The 21,028-nt window shown below is 57.6% G+C and carries 18 protein-coding genes; 9 read left to right on the forward strand and 9 right to left on the reverse strand.

Translation table 11 applies throughout. From position 1 onward, the window contains the following. Positions 1–21 precede the first annotated feature (21 nt). Positions 22–699, forward strand: coding sequence for a phosphoglycolate phosphatase (locus HBOR_RS08170; RefSeq protein WP_006054805.1), 678 nt, complete (start codon positions 22–24; stop codon positions 697–699). An 82-nt stretch (positions 700–781) separates the two neighbouring features. On the opposite strand, the gene cutA is transcribed toward HBOR_RS08170, so the two are convergent. Next, complete coding sequence (cutA, locus tag HBOR_RS08175) at positions 782–1,114, reverse strand: divalent-cation tolerance protein CutA (protein WP_006054806.1); 333 nt, start codon at positions 1,112–1,114, stop codon at positions 782–784. A gap of 6 nt (positions 1,115–1,120) precedes the next feature. Further along, positions 1,121–1,321, reverse strand: a complete 201-nt coding sequence (locus HBOR_RS08180; RefSeq protein WP_006054807.1) for an HEWD family protein — start codon at positions 1,319–1,321, stop codon at positions 1,121–1,123. Positions 1,322–1,473: 152 nt separating this feature from the next. Between HBOR_RS08180 and HBOR_RS08185 the strand changes: the two genes are divergently transcribed. Continuing rightward, on the forward strand, positions 1,474–2,031 hold the full coding sequence (locus HBOR_RS08185) for a class I SAM-dependent methyltransferase (RefSeq protein WP_006054808.1): 558 nt from the start codon (positions 1,474–1,476) through the stop codon (positions 2,029–2,031). A gap of 113 nt (positions 2,032–2,144) precedes the next feature. After that, a complete protein-coding gene (locus HBOR_RS19685; protein WP_006054809.1) occupies positions 2,145–2,300 on the forward strand; it encodes a rubrerythrin-like domain-containing protein in 156 nt (51 codons plus the stop codon). Positions 2,301–2,372: 72 nt separating this feature from the next. Here the strand turns inward: HBOR_RS19685 and HBOR_RS08190 are convergent, their stop codons facing one another. Next, positions 2,373–3,407 carry a DUF368 domain-containing protein gene (locus HBOR_RS08190; protein WP_049890583.1) on the reverse strand — a complete coding sequence of 345 codons (1,035 nt, stop codon included), beginning with the start codon at positions 3,405–3,407 and terminating at the stop codon, positions 2,373–2,375. Positions 3,408–3,556: 149 nt separating this feature from the next. On the opposite strand from HBOR_RS08190, the gene aglM reads away from it, so the two are divergent. Further along, positions 3,557–4,849 carry a UDP-glucose 6-dehydrogenase AglM gene (gene aglM, locus HBOR_RS08195; RefSeq protein WP_006054811.1) on the forward strand — a complete coding sequence of 431 codons (1,293 nt, stop codon included), beginning with the start codon at positions 3,557–3,559 and terminating at the stop codon, positions 4,847–4,849. Positions 4,850–5,028: 179 nt separating this feature from the next. On the opposite strand, the gene HBOR_RS08200 is transcribed toward aglM, so the two are convergent. The 5 genes from HBOR_RS08200 to HBOR_RS08220 all read right to left on the reverse strand — a co-directional run bounded on the left by HBOR_RS08200 (position 5,029) and on the right by HBOR_RS08220 (position 12,603). After that, complete coding sequence (locus HBOR_RS08200) at positions 5,029–8,274, reverse strand: oligosaccharyl transferase, archaeosortase A system-associated (RefSeq protein ID WP_006054812.1); 3,246 nt, start codon at positions 8,272–8,274, stop codon at positions 5,029–5,031. Positions 8,275–8,400: 126 nt separating this feature from the next. Then, on the reverse strand, positions 8,401–9,456 hold the full coding sequence (locus HBOR_RS08205; protein ID WP_013440582.1) for an NAD-dependent epimerase/dehydratase family protein: 1,056 nt from the start codon (positions 9,454–9,456) through the stop codon (positions 8,401–8,403). 6 nt (positions 9,457–9,462) lie between these two features. Next, positions 9,463–10,590, reverse strand: a complete 1,128-nt coding sequence (locus HBOR_RS08210) for an SDR family NAD(P)-dependent oxidoreductase (protein ID WP_006054814.1) — start codon at positions 10,588–10,590, stop codon at positions 9,463–9,465. Positions 10,591–10,654: 64 nt separating this feature from the next. Then, a complete protein-coding gene (locus tag HBOR_RS08215; protein ID WP_006054815.1) occupies positions 10,655–11,596 on the reverse strand; it encodes an NAD-dependent epimerase/dehydratase family protein in 942 nt (313 codons plus the stop codon). Next, on the reverse strand, positions 11,593–12,603 hold the full coding sequence (locus HBOR_RS08220; RefSeq protein WP_013440583.1) for a sugar phosphate nucleotidyltransferase: 1,011 nt from the start codon (positions 12,601–12,603) through the stop codon (positions 11,593–11,595). Before HBOR_RS08220 ends, HBOR_RS08215 begins: the two co-directional genes overlap by 4 nt. Positions 12,604–12,748: 145 nt before the next feature. Here HBOR_RS08220 and HBOR_RS08225 point away from each other — a divergent pair, with 145 nt between their 5' ends. From HBOR_RS08225 to HBOR_RS08235, 3 genes are all read left to right on the forward strand, one after another. Continuing rightward, on the forward strand, positions 12,749–14,509 hold the full coding sequence (locus tag HBOR_RS08225) for a flippase-like domain-containing protein (RefSeq protein ID WP_006054817.1): 1,761 nt from the start codon (positions 12,749–12,751) through the stop codon (positions 14,507–14,509). Positions 14,510–14,610: 101 nt separating this feature from the next. Then, entirely contained in the window at positions 14,611–15,327 is a 717-nt protein-coding gene (locus HBOR_RS08230; RefSeq protein WP_241432334.1) for a glycosyltransferase family 2 protein, read from the forward strand. A gap of 112 nt (positions 15,328–15,439) precedes the next feature. Then, a complete protein-coding gene (locus HBOR_RS08235) occupies positions 15,440–17,209 on the forward strand; it encodes a hypothetical protein (RefSeq protein WP_006054819.1) in 1,770 nt (589 codons plus the stop codon). A 52-nt stretch (positions 17,210–17,261) separates the two neighbouring features. Here the strand turns inward: HBOR_RS08235 and HBOR_RS08240 are convergent, their stop codons facing one another. Beyond that, on the reverse strand, positions 17,262–18,254 hold the full coding sequence (locus tag HBOR_RS08240; RefSeq protein WP_161609403.1) for an arylsulfotransferase family protein: 993 nt from the start codon (positions 18,252–18,254) through the stop codon (positions 17,262–17,264). 721 nt (positions 18,255–18,975) lie between these two features. On the opposite strand from HBOR_RS08240, the gene HBOR_RS08245 reads away from it, so the two are divergent. Both HBOR_RS08245 and HBOR_RS08250 read left to right on the forward strand, forming a co-directional pair. After that, a complete protein-coding gene (locus HBOR_RS08245; RefSeq protein ID WP_241432335.1) occupies positions 18,976–19,647 on the forward strand; it encodes an FkbM family methyltransferase in 672 nt (223 codons plus the stop codon). 3 nt (positions 19,648–19,650) lie between these two features. After that, positions 19,651–20,907, forward strand: a complete 1,257-nt coding sequence (locus tag HBOR_RS08250) for a glycosyltransferase 87 family protein (protein WP_006054822.1) — start codon at positions 19,651–19,653, stop codon at positions 20,905–20,907. The last annotated feature ends 121 nt before the right edge of the window (positions 20,908–21,028 follow it).

Here is a 21,028-nt window from a genome sequence, read left to right on the forward strand (position 1 = left end):
CTCCCCCACCGAACGCCGACCATGGCTTCAGACGTGCCGCCGCTCGTTCTCGACATCGATGGGACGCTCACCGATGAACCCGGTCGCCTCGACCCGCGCGCGTTCGACGTGCTTCCCTCGTGGGATGCCCCTGTCGTCCTCGCGACGGGCAAATCGTTCCCGTATCCGGTCAGTTTGTGTCACTATCTTGGCCTCGAACGGAACGTTGTTGCGGAGAACGGGGGCGTCGTCCTCGCTAACGGCGAGGTGACGTACACCGGCGACAAGGAACGCGCACAGGCCGTCGCAGACGAGTTTGTCGCCCGCGGCGGTGACCTCGGTTGGGGTTCGTTTGACGATACGAACTACTGGCGCGAGACCGAGATTGCGGTGAGTCTCGCGGCCGACGAGAAACTCCTCCGCGAAGTCGCCACCGAATACGAGATGGACGTTATCGACACGGGGTACGCCTACCACGTCAAGACGCCCGGCGTCGAGAAAGGAATCGGGTTCAAGCGACTCTGCGAGACGTTATCGATGGATCCGGACGAGTTCGTCGCCGTCGGTGACAGTACGAATGATACGTCCACGTTCGGCGTCGTCGGCCAGTCCTACGCCGTCGCCAACGCCGACGAGGCGGCGAAGGCCGCCGCCGACGAGGTCCTCTCTGCGTCGTACATGGACGGGACGCTCTCAGTGCTGGAATCAATCCAAGAGTAACGCTCTCAGGCGCTTTCCGGTCGCTCACTTACTCACTCACTTATTCACTTACCCACATACTTACCAACTCCCTCACCGACACTCACTCGACGCCGTCGCCTTCGTCTTCGCCGTCGGCCGTCGCGCCTTCGACCCACGCCGCGTACGCGGGGAGAACGTCGTCTTCATCGAACCGTTCGATGCAGGGGACATCGTACGGATGCAACTCCGTGATTCGCTTGCGGAGTTCGCCGTAGCGCTCCGCCGTCGTCTTCGCCAAGAGAATCACCTCTGACTCGTCGAACACCTCGCCGTCCCATCGGTACACCGACTCACAGGCGACGCGGTTGACGCAGGCGGCGAGTCGTTCTTCAACGAGAGTGTGCGCGATATCCTCGGCGTGGTCCGACGGCGCGGTAACGTAGACAGTTGGCACGAGTTCTCAGGCGTGTGCGTTCTTATCTTCGAACGGCGCGAACGTTCCGTTGATGTCCCACTCGTGGATACAGTAGGGACTCCCGACTTGCCGTTCGCCGTCCGCTTCAACCACGCGCCAGGTCGTCTGCGCGGCGTCCCATCGTTCGACGCGACCGCATCGCTCACAGGTTCGTTTCGTCGGCGTGCGGAGTTTCGGTTCGCTCATCACTACGTCGAACGACGGTTCGGAGAGTTAAGTTTGCTTCTCCGGCAGAGCTACCGAGTGCGAGACCGCAGATTCAGACCGTGTTAGTGTGACCGCAGATCTCGGTATCGATGGGGCCGCAGGTTTAGGTTGTATCGAACAGAACGCCTCCCATGGGCTTTCACACGTTCGACGTTGACCGCGCCGAAAATCTCGATGACGAGGGGCGGTATCGGTACTGCTCGCGTGAGGAACTCCTCTCGCTCTTGCGTCCGAACCCGGACGCCGTCGTCGCGGACTTCGGGAGTGGAACCGGTTTCTACACCGACGACGTGGCACCGCACGTCGGCACGTGCTACGCCGTGGACGTACAGTCTGAGATGCACGAGTTCTACCGTCAGAAGGGGGCACCCGACACCGTCACGTTCGTCACGGCGGACGTGTCTTCGCTCCCGTTCGCTGACGACGAACTCGACGCGGCGTTTTCGACGATGACGTATCACGAGTTCGCGTCCGACGACGCAGTCGCAGAACTCGCACGTGTCGTGAAACCCGGTGGGCGCGTCGTTACCGTCGATTGGACGAAAGCCGGCGACGGCGAGTCCGGTCCGCCAACCGACGAACGCTACGGACTAGGCGATGCCGTGACCGCCTTCGAGGCGCACGGCTTTGACGTGATCCGAGCGACGACCCGCCGGGAGACGTTCGTCTGCGTCGCACGAAACAGGTAAGATACAGACGTACGTCGAGAAATATGCGAAAACACTAGTGATATATTGAGGTAAATTCCGAATACAGTTGTGTCAGGGCAACGTTTATCTCTCTTTGTGTGTGAGTAATTAACATGGTGTTGACGCACACGGATGTGGACCCGTACAGTCCAACGGAGAGCTACTACGAGTGTCGTGACTGTGGCGCACGCACCACAGGAAAACCGATCACGACCTGTGAGGAGTGCGGAAGCGACGCCTTGTTCAACCTCTCGGTCCCACGGGAGTAACCTGCGCCACTCCGCACTCGTTCAGACGAACCGTACGTACGATTAGATCGACCGCGAACGTCTATCTCATCCTCAGTCGAGACCTCCACTCGGGGTGGTCTCATCTCCAGTTTCGTCGTCTATCGTGTCGTCGTTAATCTCTGCGAGCCCCGCATAGCGGTCCACGAGGAGCACAGCGCCAGCGCCGACGATTGCCATCGCGGCGAAGATAGCGTACGCTTCCGTCGTCCAGACGCGACCCAACTCAGCGAGATTCTCTCCCGTCTTGGCAACGGGTGCGCGCAGTGCGCCGACGATGAGGGCGACGAGGAACGCGAGCGTCGGCTTGCGGTGGTGTTCGAGTGCCCATCGAACGGCGTGTGCGATGGTGAATAGGCCGATAACGGCACCGAGCATGAACGCAACGACGATCAGACCGCTTTCTGTGACAGGTGTCGTTGACCCGCCGACGACCAGTCCGAGGAGGCCATCGACGAACGACTTCAGCGCACCGGACATGTACTCGTACTGGCCGAGAAGGATGAGCAACAGCGATCCCGAGATACCGGGGAGAATCATCGCGCTGACGGCTATCGCTCCCGCGAGAACGGTAACGGGAAGCCCCGTTCCGAGCGAGGTTCCCGCCTGGCCGGAAGCGACAAACGCGAAGACGAACCCGGCGATGGCGGCACCGATTCGGCCGGGCGTGTTGACTTCGACTTCGGTGAACAGCACCCACGCCGAGGCGGCGATGAGACCGAAGAAGAACCCGAATGTGAGGACCGGGTAGGTGTTGATTCCGATGTGCATGACGCGAGTGATGCTTGTGACGGAGACAGCGATACCAGCCCCCAGGGCGATGAGGAACCCAACGTCCATTTTCTTGAGTGCCGCGATTGCGTCCCCCCGTCGTTCGGGGACGACACCGCCGAGAACGGCCATGATTCGGCCGGGCGAGATGGCTGTCACAGCCGCGATAAGTCGTTCGTAGATACCGGTTATGAGTGCGATGGTACCGCCGGAAACGCCGGGGACAGCGTCTGCAGCTCCCATGCAAATACCTTTGATGAAAATGACAACCCACGAGGAATTGAGTTGTCCGCGAGCATCGTCCGAGGGCTTCGACATGCGCAGTCGTTTGTCGCCCGGGTACTCCCATGTTTCGCTCCGCACGACAGTCTGCGACGTGTCGCAGTTCGGCGCCACTCGGACGGATCGGTGTCAGACGCCGCGACCAAGGAGAATGTTGAAACGCTCACGGTGAGTGCAACACGACAATGGAAATCAGTATCATCGGCAGTGGGTACGTTGGAACGACTATCGCCGCCTGCTTCGCTGATGTCGGCCACAACGTGGTGAACGTGGACATCGACGAGGAGATCGTAGAGACGCTGAACAGCGGCAACTCGCCAATCCACGAACCCAGCCTCGACGAACGTATCGAAGAGCACGCCGGAGACCGACTCCGCGCGACCACCGACTACGATGCCATTCTCGACACCGACGTGACGTTCCTCGCCCTCTCGACACCCTCCACGGACGACGGCCACATCGATCTCTCGGTGATGGAGGCAGGGGCGAAATCGCTCGGCGCGACGCTCGCGGAGAAAGACGACTACCACCTCGTCGTCACGAAAAGTACTGTCGTGCCGACGACGACGGAAGAGGTTATCGCCCCGATTCTCGAAGAACACTCGGGCAAGACCGTCGGTGAGGACTTCGATGTGGGGATGAACCCCGAGTTCCTCCGCGAGGGGTCGGCCGTAGACGACTTCCTCGACCCCGACAAGGTCGTCCTCGGGTCACACACCGACCGCGCGGCCGAACGACTTCGCGGCGTGTTCGACCCGCTCCTCGAACGCGCACCGGACGCCTCTCTCGTTGAGACGGGCATCCGCGAGGCCGAGATGATCAAGTACGCCAACAACGCGTTCCTCGCAGCGAAGATTTCGCTCGTCAACGACCTCGCTAACATCTGCAAAGAGTACGAAGTAGACACTGATGAGGTACTGGACGCTATCGGTCTCGACTCCCGTATCGGTTCGGAGTTCCTCGGTGCGGGCGTCGGATGGGGTGGCAGTTGCTTCCCGAAAGACGTCGCCGCCATCGTCGCCGCCGCCCGCGACGTGGGCTACGAACCCGCGATGCTCGATGCGGCCGTCGAGGTGAACGACAACCAACCGGTTCGGATGCTCGACATTCTCCGTGACCACGCTGATCCAGACGGTGCCCGAATCGCCGTCCTCGGACTCGCGTTCAAACCGGGGACTGACGACGTGCGCAACTCCCGCGCGATTCCGCTCATTGACGCGCTCCTTGACGCAGGTGCCGACGTGGTCGGATACGACCCAGTAGCGACCGAGAACTTCCGCGATAAGTTCCCCGACCTCGACTACGCCGACTCGGCAGAAAGCGCACTCGACGGTGCCGATGCCGCGCTCGTCGTCACCGACTGGGACGAGTTCGCCGCACTGGACGACGAGTTCGACGCGATGGCCGACGCCGTCGTCGTGGACGGTCGGAACATCGTCACGCGACGTGAAGGTATCGTCTACGAGTCACTCGTCTGATCGGCATCGGTGGTCCCACACGATTCGTTGATCCCACACGATTCGTTGATCTAAGAGTTGTGGCCTGAATTCGTCTCTAACCGGGCGCGGCTTCTGTTTTATGTTACTCCGAGGAGCGGACGCACCGCTTTCGGTCTCGATTGTGGGTGACTGAAAGAAAGAAAAAACGACGCGTTGCGCTATACTGCGGGTTTCGCCGCGAACGCCGACTCGGGGACGACGATAGATGATGACGTCGTGCTATCGGTCGAATCCGAGGAGTCAGACGAATCCGACGAACTGGACGAATCAGTTGATTCCGACGAATCCGACGACCCCGACGAGTCAGACGAATCCGAGGAGTCCGACGACTGACCCGTGGTCAGTTCGAGTTTCTGCGCCGTCCGCTGCAGTTCGACGGAGATGTCGCCGGCCTTGTCACCGTTGACCTGTCCCTCCGAGACGGAGAGGTTCGACTGGTAGCCAACGATGTAGCCGCTTTCGTTGAGACTTGCACCGGACGAGATGGTGTACGGGCCAGTCGCGCGGACGCTGACGTTCGTGTAGCCGTTGTCCGGGCCGTACTCGCTGTAGCCCGTCGTCGAGTACGGGAGCGTCATCGTGAACTCGCCGTCCTCGTTCGTTTGGGCCTGTTGTGTGTACTCGAATGTGCTGTTCTCGGTCGGAATCTCCATCTCGACGCTCGCGGTGACAGTGCTGTTCGCGGGCGCACCGCTACCTTGCACCGTCGCACCGGGGACGCGCTCGAAGCTCTTGACCCACGCGGCACTGCTTCTCGGGAGCATTGCCTGCGGTCTGACCTGCGCGGCACGCGCGTCACCGTAGACGAGTTGCAGGTAGTCGTTCGACGAGGTGGCGCTGGAGTTGCTCACCTTCACGAGACGGTAGTGTTCGAGTGCTGGCACGCGCTCCTCGGGGAACGTACCGATGCCACCGATCTGCGAGGTTCCGTCTTCCTCGACGAACTCCTTGGCCGCGCTCATGTTCCCATCGAAACTCCGGACGAGCGTCGCGTTACCGGCCGGATTACCGGCGACGCTTACGGGACCCTGCGACGTCTGTACGGTTCGCGGTTCCCAGTCTACGACGATGGCCGACGGGTCCTTCGCACTACCGTGGTAGTAGTACAGGCGCGTCATCATGCTGTCGTAGAACCGCTGGTCGCGGACGAGGAAGTTCCCAGTGGGTCTCCCATCGTTCAAGCGGTAAACGCGCTGTTCGTAGAATTCTGCGGACGAGAAGTTATCTTCGGCGTCGTAGAACACCGATGGAGCGCTGAACTTCGACCCGGGCGTGGCCATCTTCCAATCGACCATCACGTACCGGGTGTTGTTTCCTTCGGTGCTCTGGGAGGCGATAACGTCCTGTGCTTGCGTCTCGTTCGGCGCGAGCAGGAAGTTCGCCGAGTCAGTTGCACCTTCCTGGAACGGGTTAGCGTTCGGGATTCGCTCACCTTGGACGGTGATCCAGTGACCGTAGTCCCACCACGAGAGGATCCCGTAGGATCCGTCCGCGTACTGGAAGTCGTCGGTCTTCTCGTACGATCCGTAATACGCCATCTCGTTGTTCGCACCGCCGAACGTGCCTTCTTTCGGCGTGTTCTCTTTGGTCCACTCGAACGAGGATTCCCATTTGAGAACCTCACTCGGACTGTGCCCCTGGCTCGTCTCCCACGCCGTGTTCGACTTGTCGAGCGCCGCCGTTTCCGTGTTCCGGACGTTGAGCGGAACGAGGAGAACGGGTGCTGCGATGAGAAGAACGACCATGGCGATCGAGACGACCTGATACAGTTCGAGATCCGTCACGGTCGACATCGTGGCGCGAACGTCGAGGAATGAGAGTACCTCGCTGAGGAGGTACGCGTTCACGACGACGACGATGACGGCAAGATAGTAGTGGAAGCGAAGTTGGGTGAACGCCGCGGAGGTCATGAAGACCGCCCAGACGATGACGAACAGGTGTTCGGGGTCCTGCTTTGCGAGTAGCGCAGCACCGACGATAATGGCGCTCACCAGTGCGAGGCCGACAAGTTGACCGCTGATTCCGAGGAGGCTACCGATGCCATTCGGGAAGGCGGGGACGAGGAAGATGAGTCCAATAATCGCCAGACCGCCGAAGACGTAGCCGTAGTCGCGGGTGTTGCCTCGCTGAACGAGCGGCTTTGCGAGCATCCACGTCGCACCCGCAATTCCAGTGAACAGCGTGAAACCGTAGTCGGCGACGATACGGTTCACTGGTGTCAGCTGAAGTCGGCTGAGAGTGTCGGGAGAGAGGTACGGTTGTGCCTCACCGATAGTCCGGGTCGTTGCACCGGCGCTGAACCCGAGGATGCGAAGGAAGTTGTTCGACAAGAGTCGCCACATCCCGGGAAGTACGAAGTAGACGATCCCGAGTGAAATAAGAACGATCCCAAAGACGGCTGCGGGGTAGAAACTCGGACTCACGTCGCGGGATTCGAACTGTCGAGCAAACCATGCGAGGAAGACAGCGCCACCAGCGACGATGAGTGCAAGAAGCGGCTGTACCAGTGAGAAACTGGTCGCAGAGAATCCGAACTCCTCGATTTGAATAACCATCAGCACGGCGGTGACACCCATGGAGACGGCGGCGACGAACGCCGTCGGCTCCGGGCTCTTCCCGTTCGCAACGTCGCTCGCCATCTTCACGAGGACGAACGCCCCGAGGACGCCGACGATGAGAACACCCGGCGGCCACACCCACATATAGAGGGCCGTGGCAACGCCTGCGATGACTGCCCACTTGGTCGACGACCGAATGGCGTCGAAGTCGCGCTCTGCGACGATTTCCCAGATGGGCATCTCTTTCTCGGCGACCGCGAACGCGATCAGTAATGCGGCGACGGATATGGCTTGGAAGAACGGCTCGACACCGTTGTGGTCGGAGACGCCAACGAGGGTCCGCTGGAGGAACAGACCCGGCATGAGTCCGAGAAGAATCGCCGCAAAGACGCCCGGACCACGACCGGCGAGTCGTTTACCGATTATGTAGGCCGGAATCGCTGTCAGCGCGCCGAATACGGCGGGCGTGACCAACAGCGTCTTCGCAATGAGCTCTTGGCTTGGACTACCTAGTCCGATGACAAGAGCCGCAGTTGCGACGATTTGGTCGTAGAGCGTCCCGAACTGCCCGACGCTCGTTCCGTAGGGGAAATGCGTCCACGGGTCGAATGGTATCGTGGAGGGCCAATGCCTGACGGTGTAACTCACCTCGCGGAGATGATACCACGCGTCATTTCCGTCAAAGAACACTTCTCCGTTTCTGATAAACTTGCTATACGACTGGAGTCGGATGGTCAACATAAGGACCATCACCACGAGTAAGGCGGGGATGTGGTACCAGTCTTCGAAGCGCTCGAGGACCGAAGTCGTCTCGTGGTCCTCGCGACGCTCGTTGTCTACGCTCATCGCTTTGAGGAGTGAGCAAAACGCGCATAAGCCTTATGATGACGACTCCTCGAGGGGCTGTTTCAAACCCTCACGGTTCGTCTCGCTCGAATCAATGAGCGAATTCTTCGCTCTTTCGCGTCCTGACTATCGGTTCTCGTACCAATCGACGAATCGTTCGATACCTTCCTCGAAGCTGACCTGCGCCTCCCAATCGAGATGTTCGCGGGCGCGCGACGTGTCCGAGACGTACACCTTCTGGTCGCCCTCGCGCCACTCGTCGTACGAGATATCGGTCCGGGTACCGGTCTTCGATTCGAGAATGTCGAGGAACTCAAGGAGACTCGTCGTGTTCTCCGCACCCCCACCGATATTGTACACCGCAGGCTTGTCTTCCGGATCGGAGAGGAATGCGTCGTAGGCTCGGATGAGGTCCTTGACGTAGAGAACGTCACGAACCTGCTTTCCGTCACCGAATATCGTCAATGGCTCGTCCCGGAGTGTACTGATGGCGAAGTGAGCCACCCAGCCCTGGTCTTCGTTACCGAACTGACGAGTTCCGTAGATACAACTCATCCGGAACGCTGCGGCGTCTACTGCGCCGCGTTCGGCGTAGTCCTGAACGTAGAGGTCAGCCGTAAGCTTGGATACGCCGTAGGGGGTGTGTTCACAGCCGTCGATAGAGAGTGTCTCTGGGATTCCGTTCTCGAAGTCCGAGTCGTCGTACCAGTATCGGTTCTCCTCCTCGCGCACGGGGATTTCGTTGACGTTGTTCCCGTAGACTTTGTTCGTTGAAGCGACGACGACTGCGGGATCACTGTCGGCTTTTCGAGCGGCTTCGAGGACGTTGAACGTCCCTTCGGCGTTCACCTCAAAGTCCGTCCGTGGGTCCGTAAGCGACGCCGTCACGGCGACTTGCCCGGCCGTGTGGACGATTGCATCGTGCCCTTCTACGATTGACTCGAGCGTCTCAAAGTCGCGGATGTCGGCCTCAACTAACTCAACGTCCGGGTAGTTCTCCTCGATGTAGTTCCAGTTGTAGGCCGCGGTGTTTCGGCTCTCGTCGGCCTTCTCTAGTGTTTCCGTTCGACTCAAATTGTCGAGTGCGGTCACGTCAGAACCGCGCTCTGCGTAGTACTCTACTGCGTGGCTTCCGACGAATCCAGCACCACCCGTCACGAGCACGGAATCAAGTGTCGTCATTGGCTCTCAGTTGTCCCCGACGAGGCCTTTGTCCTCTAGTTCAGCGTGGGCTTCCTCGAAGTTGTCTTGAGCGTCCTGTTCGCGTCCCCACTCGACCAACTCACGCATTCCTTCCTCAAATGTCACGGAGGGTTTGAAGTCTAAGAGTTCCGCTGCACGCGACGTGTCGGCGTAACAGTGGCGGATGTCTCCCTGTCGGAAGTCGTTAGCAATCTCAGGTTCTAACTCGTCACTCTTGCCGTACAGATCGATGAGCGTCTCGGCGATTTCGGTGATAGTCTTCGGATTCCCCGTTCCGAGGTTGAGCGCCACGTCTTCGGCTTCGTCTCGTTCCATAGCGAGTCGGTTCGCTCGGGCGATATCACTGATGTGGATGAAGTCGCGCGTCTGTTCACCGTCCTCGAAGATGAGTGGTGGGTTGTCGTTCTTGATTCGACTGGAGAAGATCGCACAGACTCCCGTGTACGGGTTCCCGAGGGCCTGACGACTCCCGTAAATGTTGAAGTACCGGAGTGCAACTGCCGGAATATCGTACGAACGTGCGACTGATAGCGTCAGCTCCTCTTGATCTTTCTTGCTGATGGCGTAGACGCTGGTACTCTCTCGGGGTTTTTTCTCGGATGTCGCAATAGGCTCTAACTCGGTTCCACAGTCCGGGCACACGTGTTCCCACTGTCCCTCGGCCATCGTTTCGGAGCCGCGTAGCGATGGGTAATGGAGAGTATCTTCTTCCGGACAGTGGTACGCGCCTTCTCCGTATATTGACATCGAGGACGCGACGACAATCTTCTCAAGCGAAATATCCTCGTTGACGATAATGTCGAGAATACGGGCAGTGGCAAGCGTATTCACTTCAACGTACTTTTCGATCTCGTACATCGACTGGCCGACGCCGACTGCGCTCGCTTGGTGGTTCAGTACGTCTGCCTCTTCTAGGAGTTCCGTCATTAACTCCCGATCGCGGACGTCTCCCCAGACGTACTCGGCTTCATCGTTCAGATAGTCGGGTTCATCGTCGTGGACTTGTTCTGTCAGATTATCCACGACAGTCACGTCGTATCCGGATGCGACGAGTTCGTCGACAATGTGACTCCCGACGAATCCCGCGCCTCCTGTTACGAGGACGTTCGTCATACTCGGTCGGTGGATACCGCGGTCTAATAAAAACCGTGGTTTAAAAATATCTGATGTGTCTCTATCAGTCGTCGAACGCTTCGATGGTCCGTTTGAGGCCTTTTTCTAGACCGATGGTCGGTTCCCAGTCGAGCATCCCTGTGGCTTTCGAGATGTCCGGGCGGCGAATCTTCGGGTCATCTTCGGGCAACGGTTCGTACGTAATATCCGAGTCGGTATCCACGATTTCGAGTATCAGCTCAGCGAGTTCGAAAATCGTTACCTCGTCGGTGTTCCCGACGTTGACAACTTCTCCCTTCGCCACCTCACTGGGCGCGTCTGCGAACGCTCGAATACCGGCGATGAGGTCAGAGACGTAACAGAAACTTCGGGTCTGAGAACCGTCGCCGTAGACCGTCAGATCTTTTCCTTCGAGTGCTTGCGTGAGGAAGTTCGGAATAACTCGGCCATCGTCTTGGCGCATCCGCGGCCCGTAGGTGTTGAATATTCTCACAGTGCGGATGTCGAGAGAGTGCTGTGCCTCGTAGGCGACAGCAAGCGCCTCTGCGAATCGCTTGCTTTCGTCGTACGGAGCTCGTGGGCCACGGACGTTAACGTTCCCACGATACTCCTCGTGTTGGGGATGTTCCTCAGGATCACCATACACTTCGCTGGTGGACGCAAGGACGACGCGAGCCTCGTGCTCCGACGCGAACTGAAGCGCGTTGTGGGTTCCCATTCCGTTCGCCAGCGCAATCTCAACTGCGTGGGAATCGAAGTCTTTCGGACTTGCACGGGACGCAAAGTGATAGACCACACCTACGTTGTTGAGAGATGGGAACGGTTCGCTTACGTCGTGGTTGATAGTCTCGAATCGCTCCGCGTCGACGTGTTCGAGATTTTCGGGGCGACCGCTTCCGAAGTTGTCGAGGACGGTTACTTGGTAGCCGTCATTGAGCAACGAGTCAACAAGATGACTCCCAAGGAACCCCGCTCCACCGGTTACAACCGCGTGTTGATCACTCATAGGTTCACCGTACTGCTGTCGCCGACGTTGAGGTGATTTGCTTCACCGTGAACACGGGCACTGCTGCCGACGATGCTGTGTTCGAGGTTCGCGCTCTCAAGCGTCGCCTCCCCGCCGATGATACTGTCTTTGATGATGCTGTTTCTGATGCTTGTCCCACTGTCAATACTCACGTTCGGCCCGATAACGCTCGATTCGAGCGTCACGTCGTCGCCGATGTCAACAGGTGGAACGATGACCGCACTGTCGGTATGGACTGTTCCCAGCGACTCCTGTTTCGAGAGAAGAACTCTATTGGCCTCTAACAACGTCCCCGGACGGCCACAGTCGTACCAGTTGTAAACCTCGAACGTTCCGAGGTCCGCTTCGAAATCAATCATTCGCTGGAGGGCATCAGTGAGTTGATATTCACCGCCTGCACCACGTTCGTCGTTTTCGACGAGTTCCGCAAGGCTGTCGAACAACAGATCGCTGTCTTCGATGAGATAGATTCCGCTAATCGCCAAGTCCGACGGTGGGTTATCCGGTTTTTCGACGAGTTGCTCGATTCGTTCTTCTCCGTTTACTTCGACCACACCGTAATGCTGCGGTTCTTCGACTTGCTTGACACCGATACTCCCATCGACGTCATCCAGTTGGTTATGTGCCTGAAGGAATTTCTCGTATCCCTTCTCGAACAGCATGTCTCCCAACGCGATGAGCAATGAATCTCCTCGGCAAACCTCCTCGGCCTGATAGATACTGTGACCCAACCCTTCGGCTTGTTCTTGTTCGACGAATGTAATGTCGAACCGGTCGCCGAACATGGCTGTGCTGTAGTCAATTATTTGAGCCTTCATCTGTCCCCCCACGACGATGACGACTTCCTCGATTCGTGTGTTACTCAAACTCACGAGGATATGACCGAGAATCGGGCGTCCCGCCAGCCGAACCATCGCCTTCGGCTTGGTGTGTGTCTGAGGATAGAGTCTTGTCCCCTGTCCTGCGGCGGGGATAACTGCCTTCATACTGGCCAGATAAAGGAATGAGATGAAAAATACTGTGTTCCAGATATCTTCTTATACACACACAAGTTAGGTCAGCAGTGGATCGATTATTTCGAAGCTACGCAGAGAACAAGAGTTTTAACGTTCCTTGAATCTCTATCCGGTAATGTTCGTTTCGCTGGTTGTCCCAGCACACAACGAGGTCGGTAATTTGGAACGCCTCGTTGACTCGGTAACGTCGGAGCTATCTCCGCCGAGGTTCGACCACGAGTTGGAAATCCTCCTCGTGGACGACAACAGTACCGACGAAACTCCTGGCCTCTGCGATCAACTCGAACGAGAGTATTCGTCGGTCACGGTGGTTCACCGCCACGATAACCCTGGGTTTGGGAACGCGGTAAAAGAAGGGCTTTCGACAGCCTCTGGCGATATCATCATTCCGTTCATGGGCGATTTATCCGATAGCCCTAGCGATGTACCGAAGCTTGTCGAAGCTATCGAGGACGGGTACGATGTCGCCTACGGGTCTCGATTCACCGAGGGAGGTTCTGTTGACGGTTACCCTCCGGTTAAGCTGCTGTACAACCGCTCGTTCAACAATCTCATCCGTTTACTGTTCGGTATCCGGTCAAAAGACGTGACAAACGCTTTTACCGCGTATCGTCGTGAAGTGATCGAGGAAATCGGCGTCGAAACGCTTGATTCCGATAGTTTCGATATCACTGCTGAACTACCACTTCGAGCGCACATTCTCGGTTTCACGAGTACGGAAGTTCCAGTTACGTGGCAGAGTCGAGACGCCGGCGTAAGCAAACTTGATGCCACGAGGAAGGGGCCGGTCTACCTCAAACGACTTTCTGACTTGTTCGTTACTGGCAACCTCGTTGGACTGCGGGATCTACTCAGTGCGATTACCAGCGGTGGACCGCTTCGAATTGTCGGTGCGGCAGTGTTCGGCATCGCAATTCTCGTCGGCCTGTTCTCGCTGACCGGATTCGAGGGCGTCTTCCAGACGCTCAGTGATGCCCAACCTGCTTGGATTCTCGCTGCTGCGGGGATGTATGGTTCGACGTTCGCCTTCCGGACGTGGCGCTTCCGCGTTCTCCTTCGGACTGCGGGCCATATGGCATCGCGCGGTGGGGTTCTCAGAAGCATCTTCACCGGGTGGTTTGTGAACTTCCTGATACCCGCTCGGGCCGGTGATGTAGCTCGCGGCCTCGCGCTCAAATCGACCGAAGACGTTCCATTCGGCGTCACGAGCGGCCTGGTTGTCGTCGAACGAATCCTCGACATGCTGATGCTCGGATTACTGATGGGTATCGTGACATTGATGTTTCTCTCGAACAGCCAAGGTCGCTTCCTCGCCCTCGCCGCCTTTGGTCTCGCACTCGTCCTTCTCGTGGGTCTCGTCGTCCTCGTACAGTTAGATGAGCGAATTGCAGACCGGTTCGAGTCTCGTTTCCCGCGTATCCGCGAGGGATTAGCCGGTCTCAGACACGCCGTGGGTTCTTTGCTCGACAATCCGTACGCGCTTGCACTCGCACTCTTCCTCAGTCTCCCGGTCTGGTTGCTTGAGGCTAGCACACTGTTCCTTAGTGCCCGCGCACTCGGTGTCTCTCTCGACCTCATCGTTGGCTTAACGGCGTCCGTCGCAGCGTTCCTCACGCAGGCCGTTCCTGTGACACCGGGCGGTTTGGGTACGTACGAGGCGGCCATTGCGGGCGTTCTGAGTCTGTTCAGCATCTCGACGACCCTCGGGACAAGTATCGGTTTGATCGACCACTTCATGCGTCTCGCGTTCGTCTACATCTTGGGTGCAATCAGCACGGTCCACATCGGATTTCGGTCTCGAAGCTACTTCCGAGACCGGAGCACACAGGACTCGAGTAGTTCGAACGCGAATTCGCAATCGTTCACGAACAAGTAGTTCGGCTCTAGCCTCTCGTTTTGGCAAGAAAACGTCAGATTCATTCTCCTCGTCTCCGCGTAAGGATAATCTTAAGCAACCCCCGAATAAGACTGGCCTATATGTACCAAGGGAATCGGGTGATGGTCGGGATGCCCGCTTACAATGAGGCGGAGAATATTGCGACCGCAGTGGAGAATTTCTTGGCCCAAAATACGGTTGACGAAGTCGTCGTCGTTGACAATAACTCATCCGATAACACCGCAGAACTTGCTGAAGAGGCTGGCGCGACCGTCGTATCTGAGACGAGACAGGGGTACGGATACGCCTGTCAGCGCGCCTTCCAAGAGATGTACGAACACGACTCAGATCTCCTCGTCCTCGTCGAACCCGACGGGACGTTCGTCGCGGACGATATCGAGAAGTTGCTTTCCTACTCGTCTGACTTCGATTTCGTAGTCGGTACGCGCACATCTCCACAGCTCATCTGGGAGGGTGCAAACATGGACCCGTTCCTCCGGTGGGGAAACTGGTTCGTGGGAAAACTTGTCGAAGTACTGCATAACACGTCGAATCTGACTGACGTAGGATGTACGTTCCGCCTCATCAAAGCTGACGCATACGAGGATATTCGTCACCGATTCCGTATCGGTGGATCGCACTTCTCACCCCACATGCTCATTGAGGCGGCCCGTGAGGACATCTCGATGATAGAGATCCCGGTCAACTATCGCTCGCGGAAGGGGACCTCGAAGATTACGGGTGAACGCTGGCCGGCGTTCAAACTCGGCCTTGTGATGATCTGGCTCGTCGTCTCTGAGTGGTACAGCGACAACTGACGGGACAGATCATGCAATTTTCCTCTGATATGAGAAACATCCCACCTATGCCCGTCATTCGGGACTGTGTCGTGTTCCGTCTTCGACCGCTCTGCCGAGTCTCTGTCCGCCCATGAGTCTCACACCGGACGGCCTTAGGTCGAGAGTCGCTTGGATTCCAGTCGGTATCACTGCTGTCGTTGCTGCCGTGTTAGCCATCCCGGCGCTGACCGACTCGTTCGCCGGTGATGAGATGGTGTTTGTCGGAGCGATGCGAGCGGCGGCCGAGACGGGACGACCGCTATTTTACAAGAGTGTCCAGTTTGGTCAACAGTGGGGAATGTGGCATCCGCCGACGTACGTTTACTCCGTTGCGGCGGCTATCGTGGCTTTTGGAACCAATACGATAGTCATCCGCGGCGCGACGTTCGTTGCGACGTTGCTGACGCTTCCGCTACTCGTCGCTCTCGTCAACACACTCGTTGACCGTGACGCTGTCTCGGTTCGCAAGTCGTGGCGGTCGCCCTCATGGCAACTCGCTGCACTGGTCCTTGCTCTCTACGTGCTCTCGCCGTTGACGATTCAGAACGGCACGCTCGTAGACATCGACGGCAGTCTCTTGCCTATTGGCGTTACGGCGTTTATCCTGTACGCAATTCGGACATTCGAACGGGACGGTCCGATCCCGAAATCTCGGTATATTGGGCTCGCGATATTGTTTGCGGGCGTTTCGTGGATAAAATTTGGTCCGCTTCCTGTCCTCGTCGCATCGTTTGTCGGCTACCTCGTCCTCCGCGGCCAGTATCGGCGACTGCTACCGGCTGTCGCCGCCTTGGTGGTCGGGTTCGGATTGTTCTCTGTGACGTGGTGGGGCGTCTCGTCAGCTCTCGACTTACCGTTTTGGCGACCGTACGAACACAACTTCGGGATGCTTCTGTCTGGGGGTGACGGCCGTGAAATCGCCCTTCAGACGCGACTGATGCTCAGCGGGTGGGCCGGCTATGCCTCACTGCTGTGGCTTTCACCGTTTCTTGTCCTGTTGGCAGTTGGCTCGCTCGTCTCGAACCAGGAGACTGCCCGCCCGACGCTTGAGTGGCTACAAAATCGTGCACCGGTCCTCTTCGTCGGCGCTGTTGCTGTTCTCACTTACGTCCAGTACACTGTTCTTGCGAAGCTTCCCTACGGATTCCCGAAGTACATGGGCATATCGACGCCTTTGTTTGCGGTTCTTGCTGCGGTGTGTGTCGCTCACTTCCTCGATGCACCGCTCGAAACCCGTCGTCTCTGGCGTTTCGGTGCAGTTCTCGCGGGAGTCGTCGCCGCAGTCACGTTCCTCGCACCTGACCCATTTTACGTCTCGTTTAACAAGGGAACGATGGCCGTCCTACTCCGTGCTGGTGGGACAGTTCTTGCCTACTCTGTTGGATTCGCGTCGGTATACGCCCTCTTCGATCACGTTGAAACAGGTGTAGAACTGAATCGGTCGTCGATTGCTGCTGTGGCACTCGTCGTCTTGCTTGTCGGGACTAACGGCGGATTGATTCTCACGCAGGCGACAGCGGGGTACAGCACACACTACGACTACGGCCAGAAGGGGAATGATGAGGTACTCTCGTACGTCAAAGAGACGTATGCTGACCTCCCAGCTGACGAGCAGTCTGAGGTCGTTGTCCCATTCGATATCGGACTCAAACTCCGTGAACCGTACCACGACACCGAACTCTACTCCGTCTCGGATCTCGAGGATAGTCAACCACCGCTAGTCATCGTCAAACACCGAAAGTACTACGCCGTCAATTCGGCGCTGTTGGATCGACTGAACGACCATTCCGACTACTCGAAGCGGACTGTCGGATCGTTCTCTATATTCATCCGAGAAGACGTTTCGACAGAACAGAACTGACAACCGGTTTGCCGTCAAAGGGTTTGTATTCCGGGCTGGCTACCGTTCGTCGTTACCGATTGAATTGTATCGGGTTCCGGAACTGAATTTCGACACTACGCCATCGAATCTCTAAGATACCCCACGTGAACAGACTTCCAACGCACAGCATCGCGCCAAGCAGTTCGTACACGCCGACCCAACCAGGTAGCAAGAACATCACGCCGTGGACTAGTTTGTTCGGGAAGAGCGACGTGATCATTCCAGGAATGCGCGACACCAAACTTGGCTTGGCTTGCTCTGTATCGACTACGTCGCCGGGTTCTCTCGACGGTAGTCCAAGCGCTGCGGCACTTTCTCCCCCGGCACTTTCGTCTCCAGTCCCGAGCCGTTCGGCTTCGTACGCCATCTGAATCTCGTACGACCAGACAATTTCGCCATCGGTGTTGAGATCGATGACCCGACCGGCGGCAGTATCGGTCACGAGGGTATTCCCGTTCGGGAGTCTGTCAGCGTCTCGTGGCCACGACATCGTCCTGTCTTGCCACGTCCACGACTCGACCCATTCACCCTCCGACCGCTGGAACTCAACGATCCGGTTGTTCTCCGAGTCAGCGACGATGACAGCGGGTCCACCCATCTTCGTGGGAATGTAGTCGGGGTTGTGCTGTTCGTATATCGTCTCGAACTCGTCTTCGCCTCCGAGGGTCCACGACTCCTCAAGACCCGACCGGTTCAAGAACACCACTTGGTCTTGGTTACGGAGGCTGGCCATGATGCGGCCGTCGTCAAGCAGTTCGACGTCGTTGATATGCGTCCAATCATACGGGTACGCACCGCCGCCGTTACGGGGGAACGACTGTTCGGCGCGCCATTTCCACACAATCGTGCCCGTCTCAATGTTTAGGAGATGGACGTTATCTCGGGCTATGTCTGCAACGAGGTAGTGTGTCTCATTCACACGGTCTACATCGTGCCACTGGACGGTTTCCGTACGACCGATACGTCGCGGCGGCCGCCACGGATACGTCCGACTGTACAGCGTCTTCACTTCGCCGGTCGTCAAGTTTACTGTCCGGATGAGGTTCTTCCGACAACTGGTTACGCTCTTGCACTCTGACGGAGAGAGCGTTTCACTGGCACCAAACAGGAGTGTCGACTTCTTATCCGATACTGGATCAACGTCCCAGTACGAATCGTGCTCTGTGTGTTTGTAGTACTCTGTGTTGTCCGCTCCGACGACCACAAACTTTGCAGTCGCGTGCGGACTATCAGCGACTGTTATCGCTGTTAATTCCTGCGAAACGTTTGGTGAGTACGTCGCAGTCTTCGATTCTTCTCCACTAACCGATTCATAACTGACATAACCCGATGCGACAGTACTGCTTCCGAGAAGCAGCACTATAAGTAGCGCAAATCGGGCTTTGGTCCGTCCCCCCATCGTTCTGTGACCGTCTGTGGAGAGACATAGTACAAGAAGTTACTGTATAGTACTGCATCATTTTAGAATGATTGTCACTTCTATCCAATTTCCCCACAAACTACTCAATGATTTGCCACACTAGTTATCAAATTCTGTATTTGGTGGCGAAGATACTTGTACGGTACCGATTCAGATCACTGGTATGCAGTCTCTGGTACGGAGCGCGAGGGAGGTGTACCGTCATGACGGTCCTCTCTCGGTTTTCAAGTGGGGTTTGAAATGGGGGGCATGGCGAATTGGCTTAAATAACGTGTATCAACAGTTCGTTTCCGACCATCTCGTCCTTCCGTTGGACGATCTCAGTGTGTCGTTTGCCTCGTCCGGTGCGAGTGTCTTCTACGACTTCACCGACGATTTCGAGAGCGAGAAGGACATCGTCTCGGAAGTTCTCGATGCTGTCGAGGGCGGCGACGTGTTCTATGATATTGGGGCGAATATCGGCCTGTACGCGTGTTTCGTCGGAACCGCGTCTGACGACATCGACGTCGTCGCGTTCGAGCCGAGTCACAGAGCTAGTAGCGAGCTACGTAAAAACATTGAACTCAACCGTCTCGACGTGCAGATCCGTTCCGAAGCGCTCTCCGATGAGTGCGGTACGGCCTCGTTCGTGGATGAGGGATTGACGCAGAATCACCTCCAGTCTCGCGCCGAGACAGGGACAGCCGACGCTACCGAAGTGCCGATAGTGACTGGTGATTCGCTCGTAGACGACGGCGAAACGCCCCACCCGACAGTAGCGAAAATCGACGTCGAAGGCGCGGAGATGCAGGTCCTCCAGGGGCTCGACGCGGAACTCAGCCGTCCGGAGTTCAGAACCGTGTTTTGCGAGGTTCATCCCCGAAAGCTCCCCGAATACGATAGTTCGCCCGAGGAAGTCGAACAGTTCCTCCGAGAACGGGGGTTCTCGCTGGAAACTCTCTACGAGCGCCGTTCGCAGTATTATCTCAAGGCTGTGAAGGACGACCACGAGGAGTAGCTGATGTTCGACACCGGTCACCTCCGAAGGCGGTGTGAGGCGGTGAATACGGCGCTACGCAACTCGATTGGAGTCGGCGTCCCGGTCCTGATCGTCGCACTTTCACTCTTCGTTGTGCCGTTTGTCGATCTCTCGCTGGTGGTCGCCGATATCATCGAGTTCGATCCAGTGTACGACTTCGTCACGTCGTACTACGGTGCGGCGAGGGGATACCTTGCGGGCGAAGCCGTCTACGCCAACCCTGACCACCCGTACATCTACCCGCCGCTGACGCTGCTTCTGTGGCTCCCGTTCGTCGTCTTTGATCCCTTGCTGGCAGGCGTTGTCTGGGATATTGTCGTCCTCGGGGTGCTGTACGCGAGCGTGCTGTTCCTGCTGTCGTCTCGGAATGTCTCACTAAACGCACGGTGGCGCTTTGGACTCCTCGCGGCGCTGGTCGGATTCTACCCGACGATCTTGTGGCTCAAAGCGGGACAGGTATCCGGACTGCTAGCTGCGCTCCTGTGCGTCGCTGCTGGTTTATCCGGTGGGGACGAGGGCCCTCGACACGGCATTTTGACTGGAGCCATCCTCGCGGTCGTCTCGTTGTTCAAGCCGTTCTATGCGGTCGCGGCAACGCCGGTTCCGCGGAAGAACGCGAGACTGGTTGGTGGGTTTCTCGGCGTCGCTGTCGTCATCCTTGCCGGTCTCATTATCTTTGGCATCGACATGCAACTCGCTCAATTTGACTACCTCCTCACCGGTCTCGGCTGGGGTGAGACGGCAGAGGCCGGTGGTGGGGGTTCGTCGCCGACGAACTGGGGACCCTATTACTTCCGGCCGTTCATCGTATTCGGAGGATTCGCACTGTACGTAAAGTTCGCGTTCGTCGCCCTCCTCGCGGTCGTCTCAATCGCTAGTCGGTGGATGGACTCTACGGAACTTGATGAGCGACTGTTCGTTCTCGGATTTACTGCGGTGCCACTTCTCAGTCCCATCTCGGACCTGTTCGCGGTCAACGCCCTGATTCCGGCTCTCGTTCTCACCTCAGTCGCGGAACTGCGGCGGGAGGAGTCACTCATTCAGGTTCCGCTGTTCACTGTCCTCATGATTCAAATACACCCGTACCTGTTCGGCTTCCTCGCCAGTTTCGGTCCGCGGTACGTCCCGGAACTTCGCGTCTTGGAACCGGTACTTCCACTGCTTCAACCTGCTCTCTGGGGTATCTTCGCGCTTGTCGGACTCCAATTGTACCGTATCTCGAAGGAAGTGGACTTCTGAACTGATTCTCGCGCCTCACTCTTTCCGACTCGGGCTTGCCCGTTCTTTCGGCTACTGTCGCCGAAATCAACAACGACGGTAGATAGTGAGATATTAATGAGTCGTCGCAGAATTCCGCGGC

The sequence above is a fragment of the Halogeometricum borinquense DSM 11551 genome, from assembly GCF_000172995.2.
GTDB classification, from domain to species: domain Archaea; phylum Halobacteriota; class Halobacteria; order Halobacteriales; family Haloferacaceae; genus Halogeometricum; species Halogeometricum borinquense.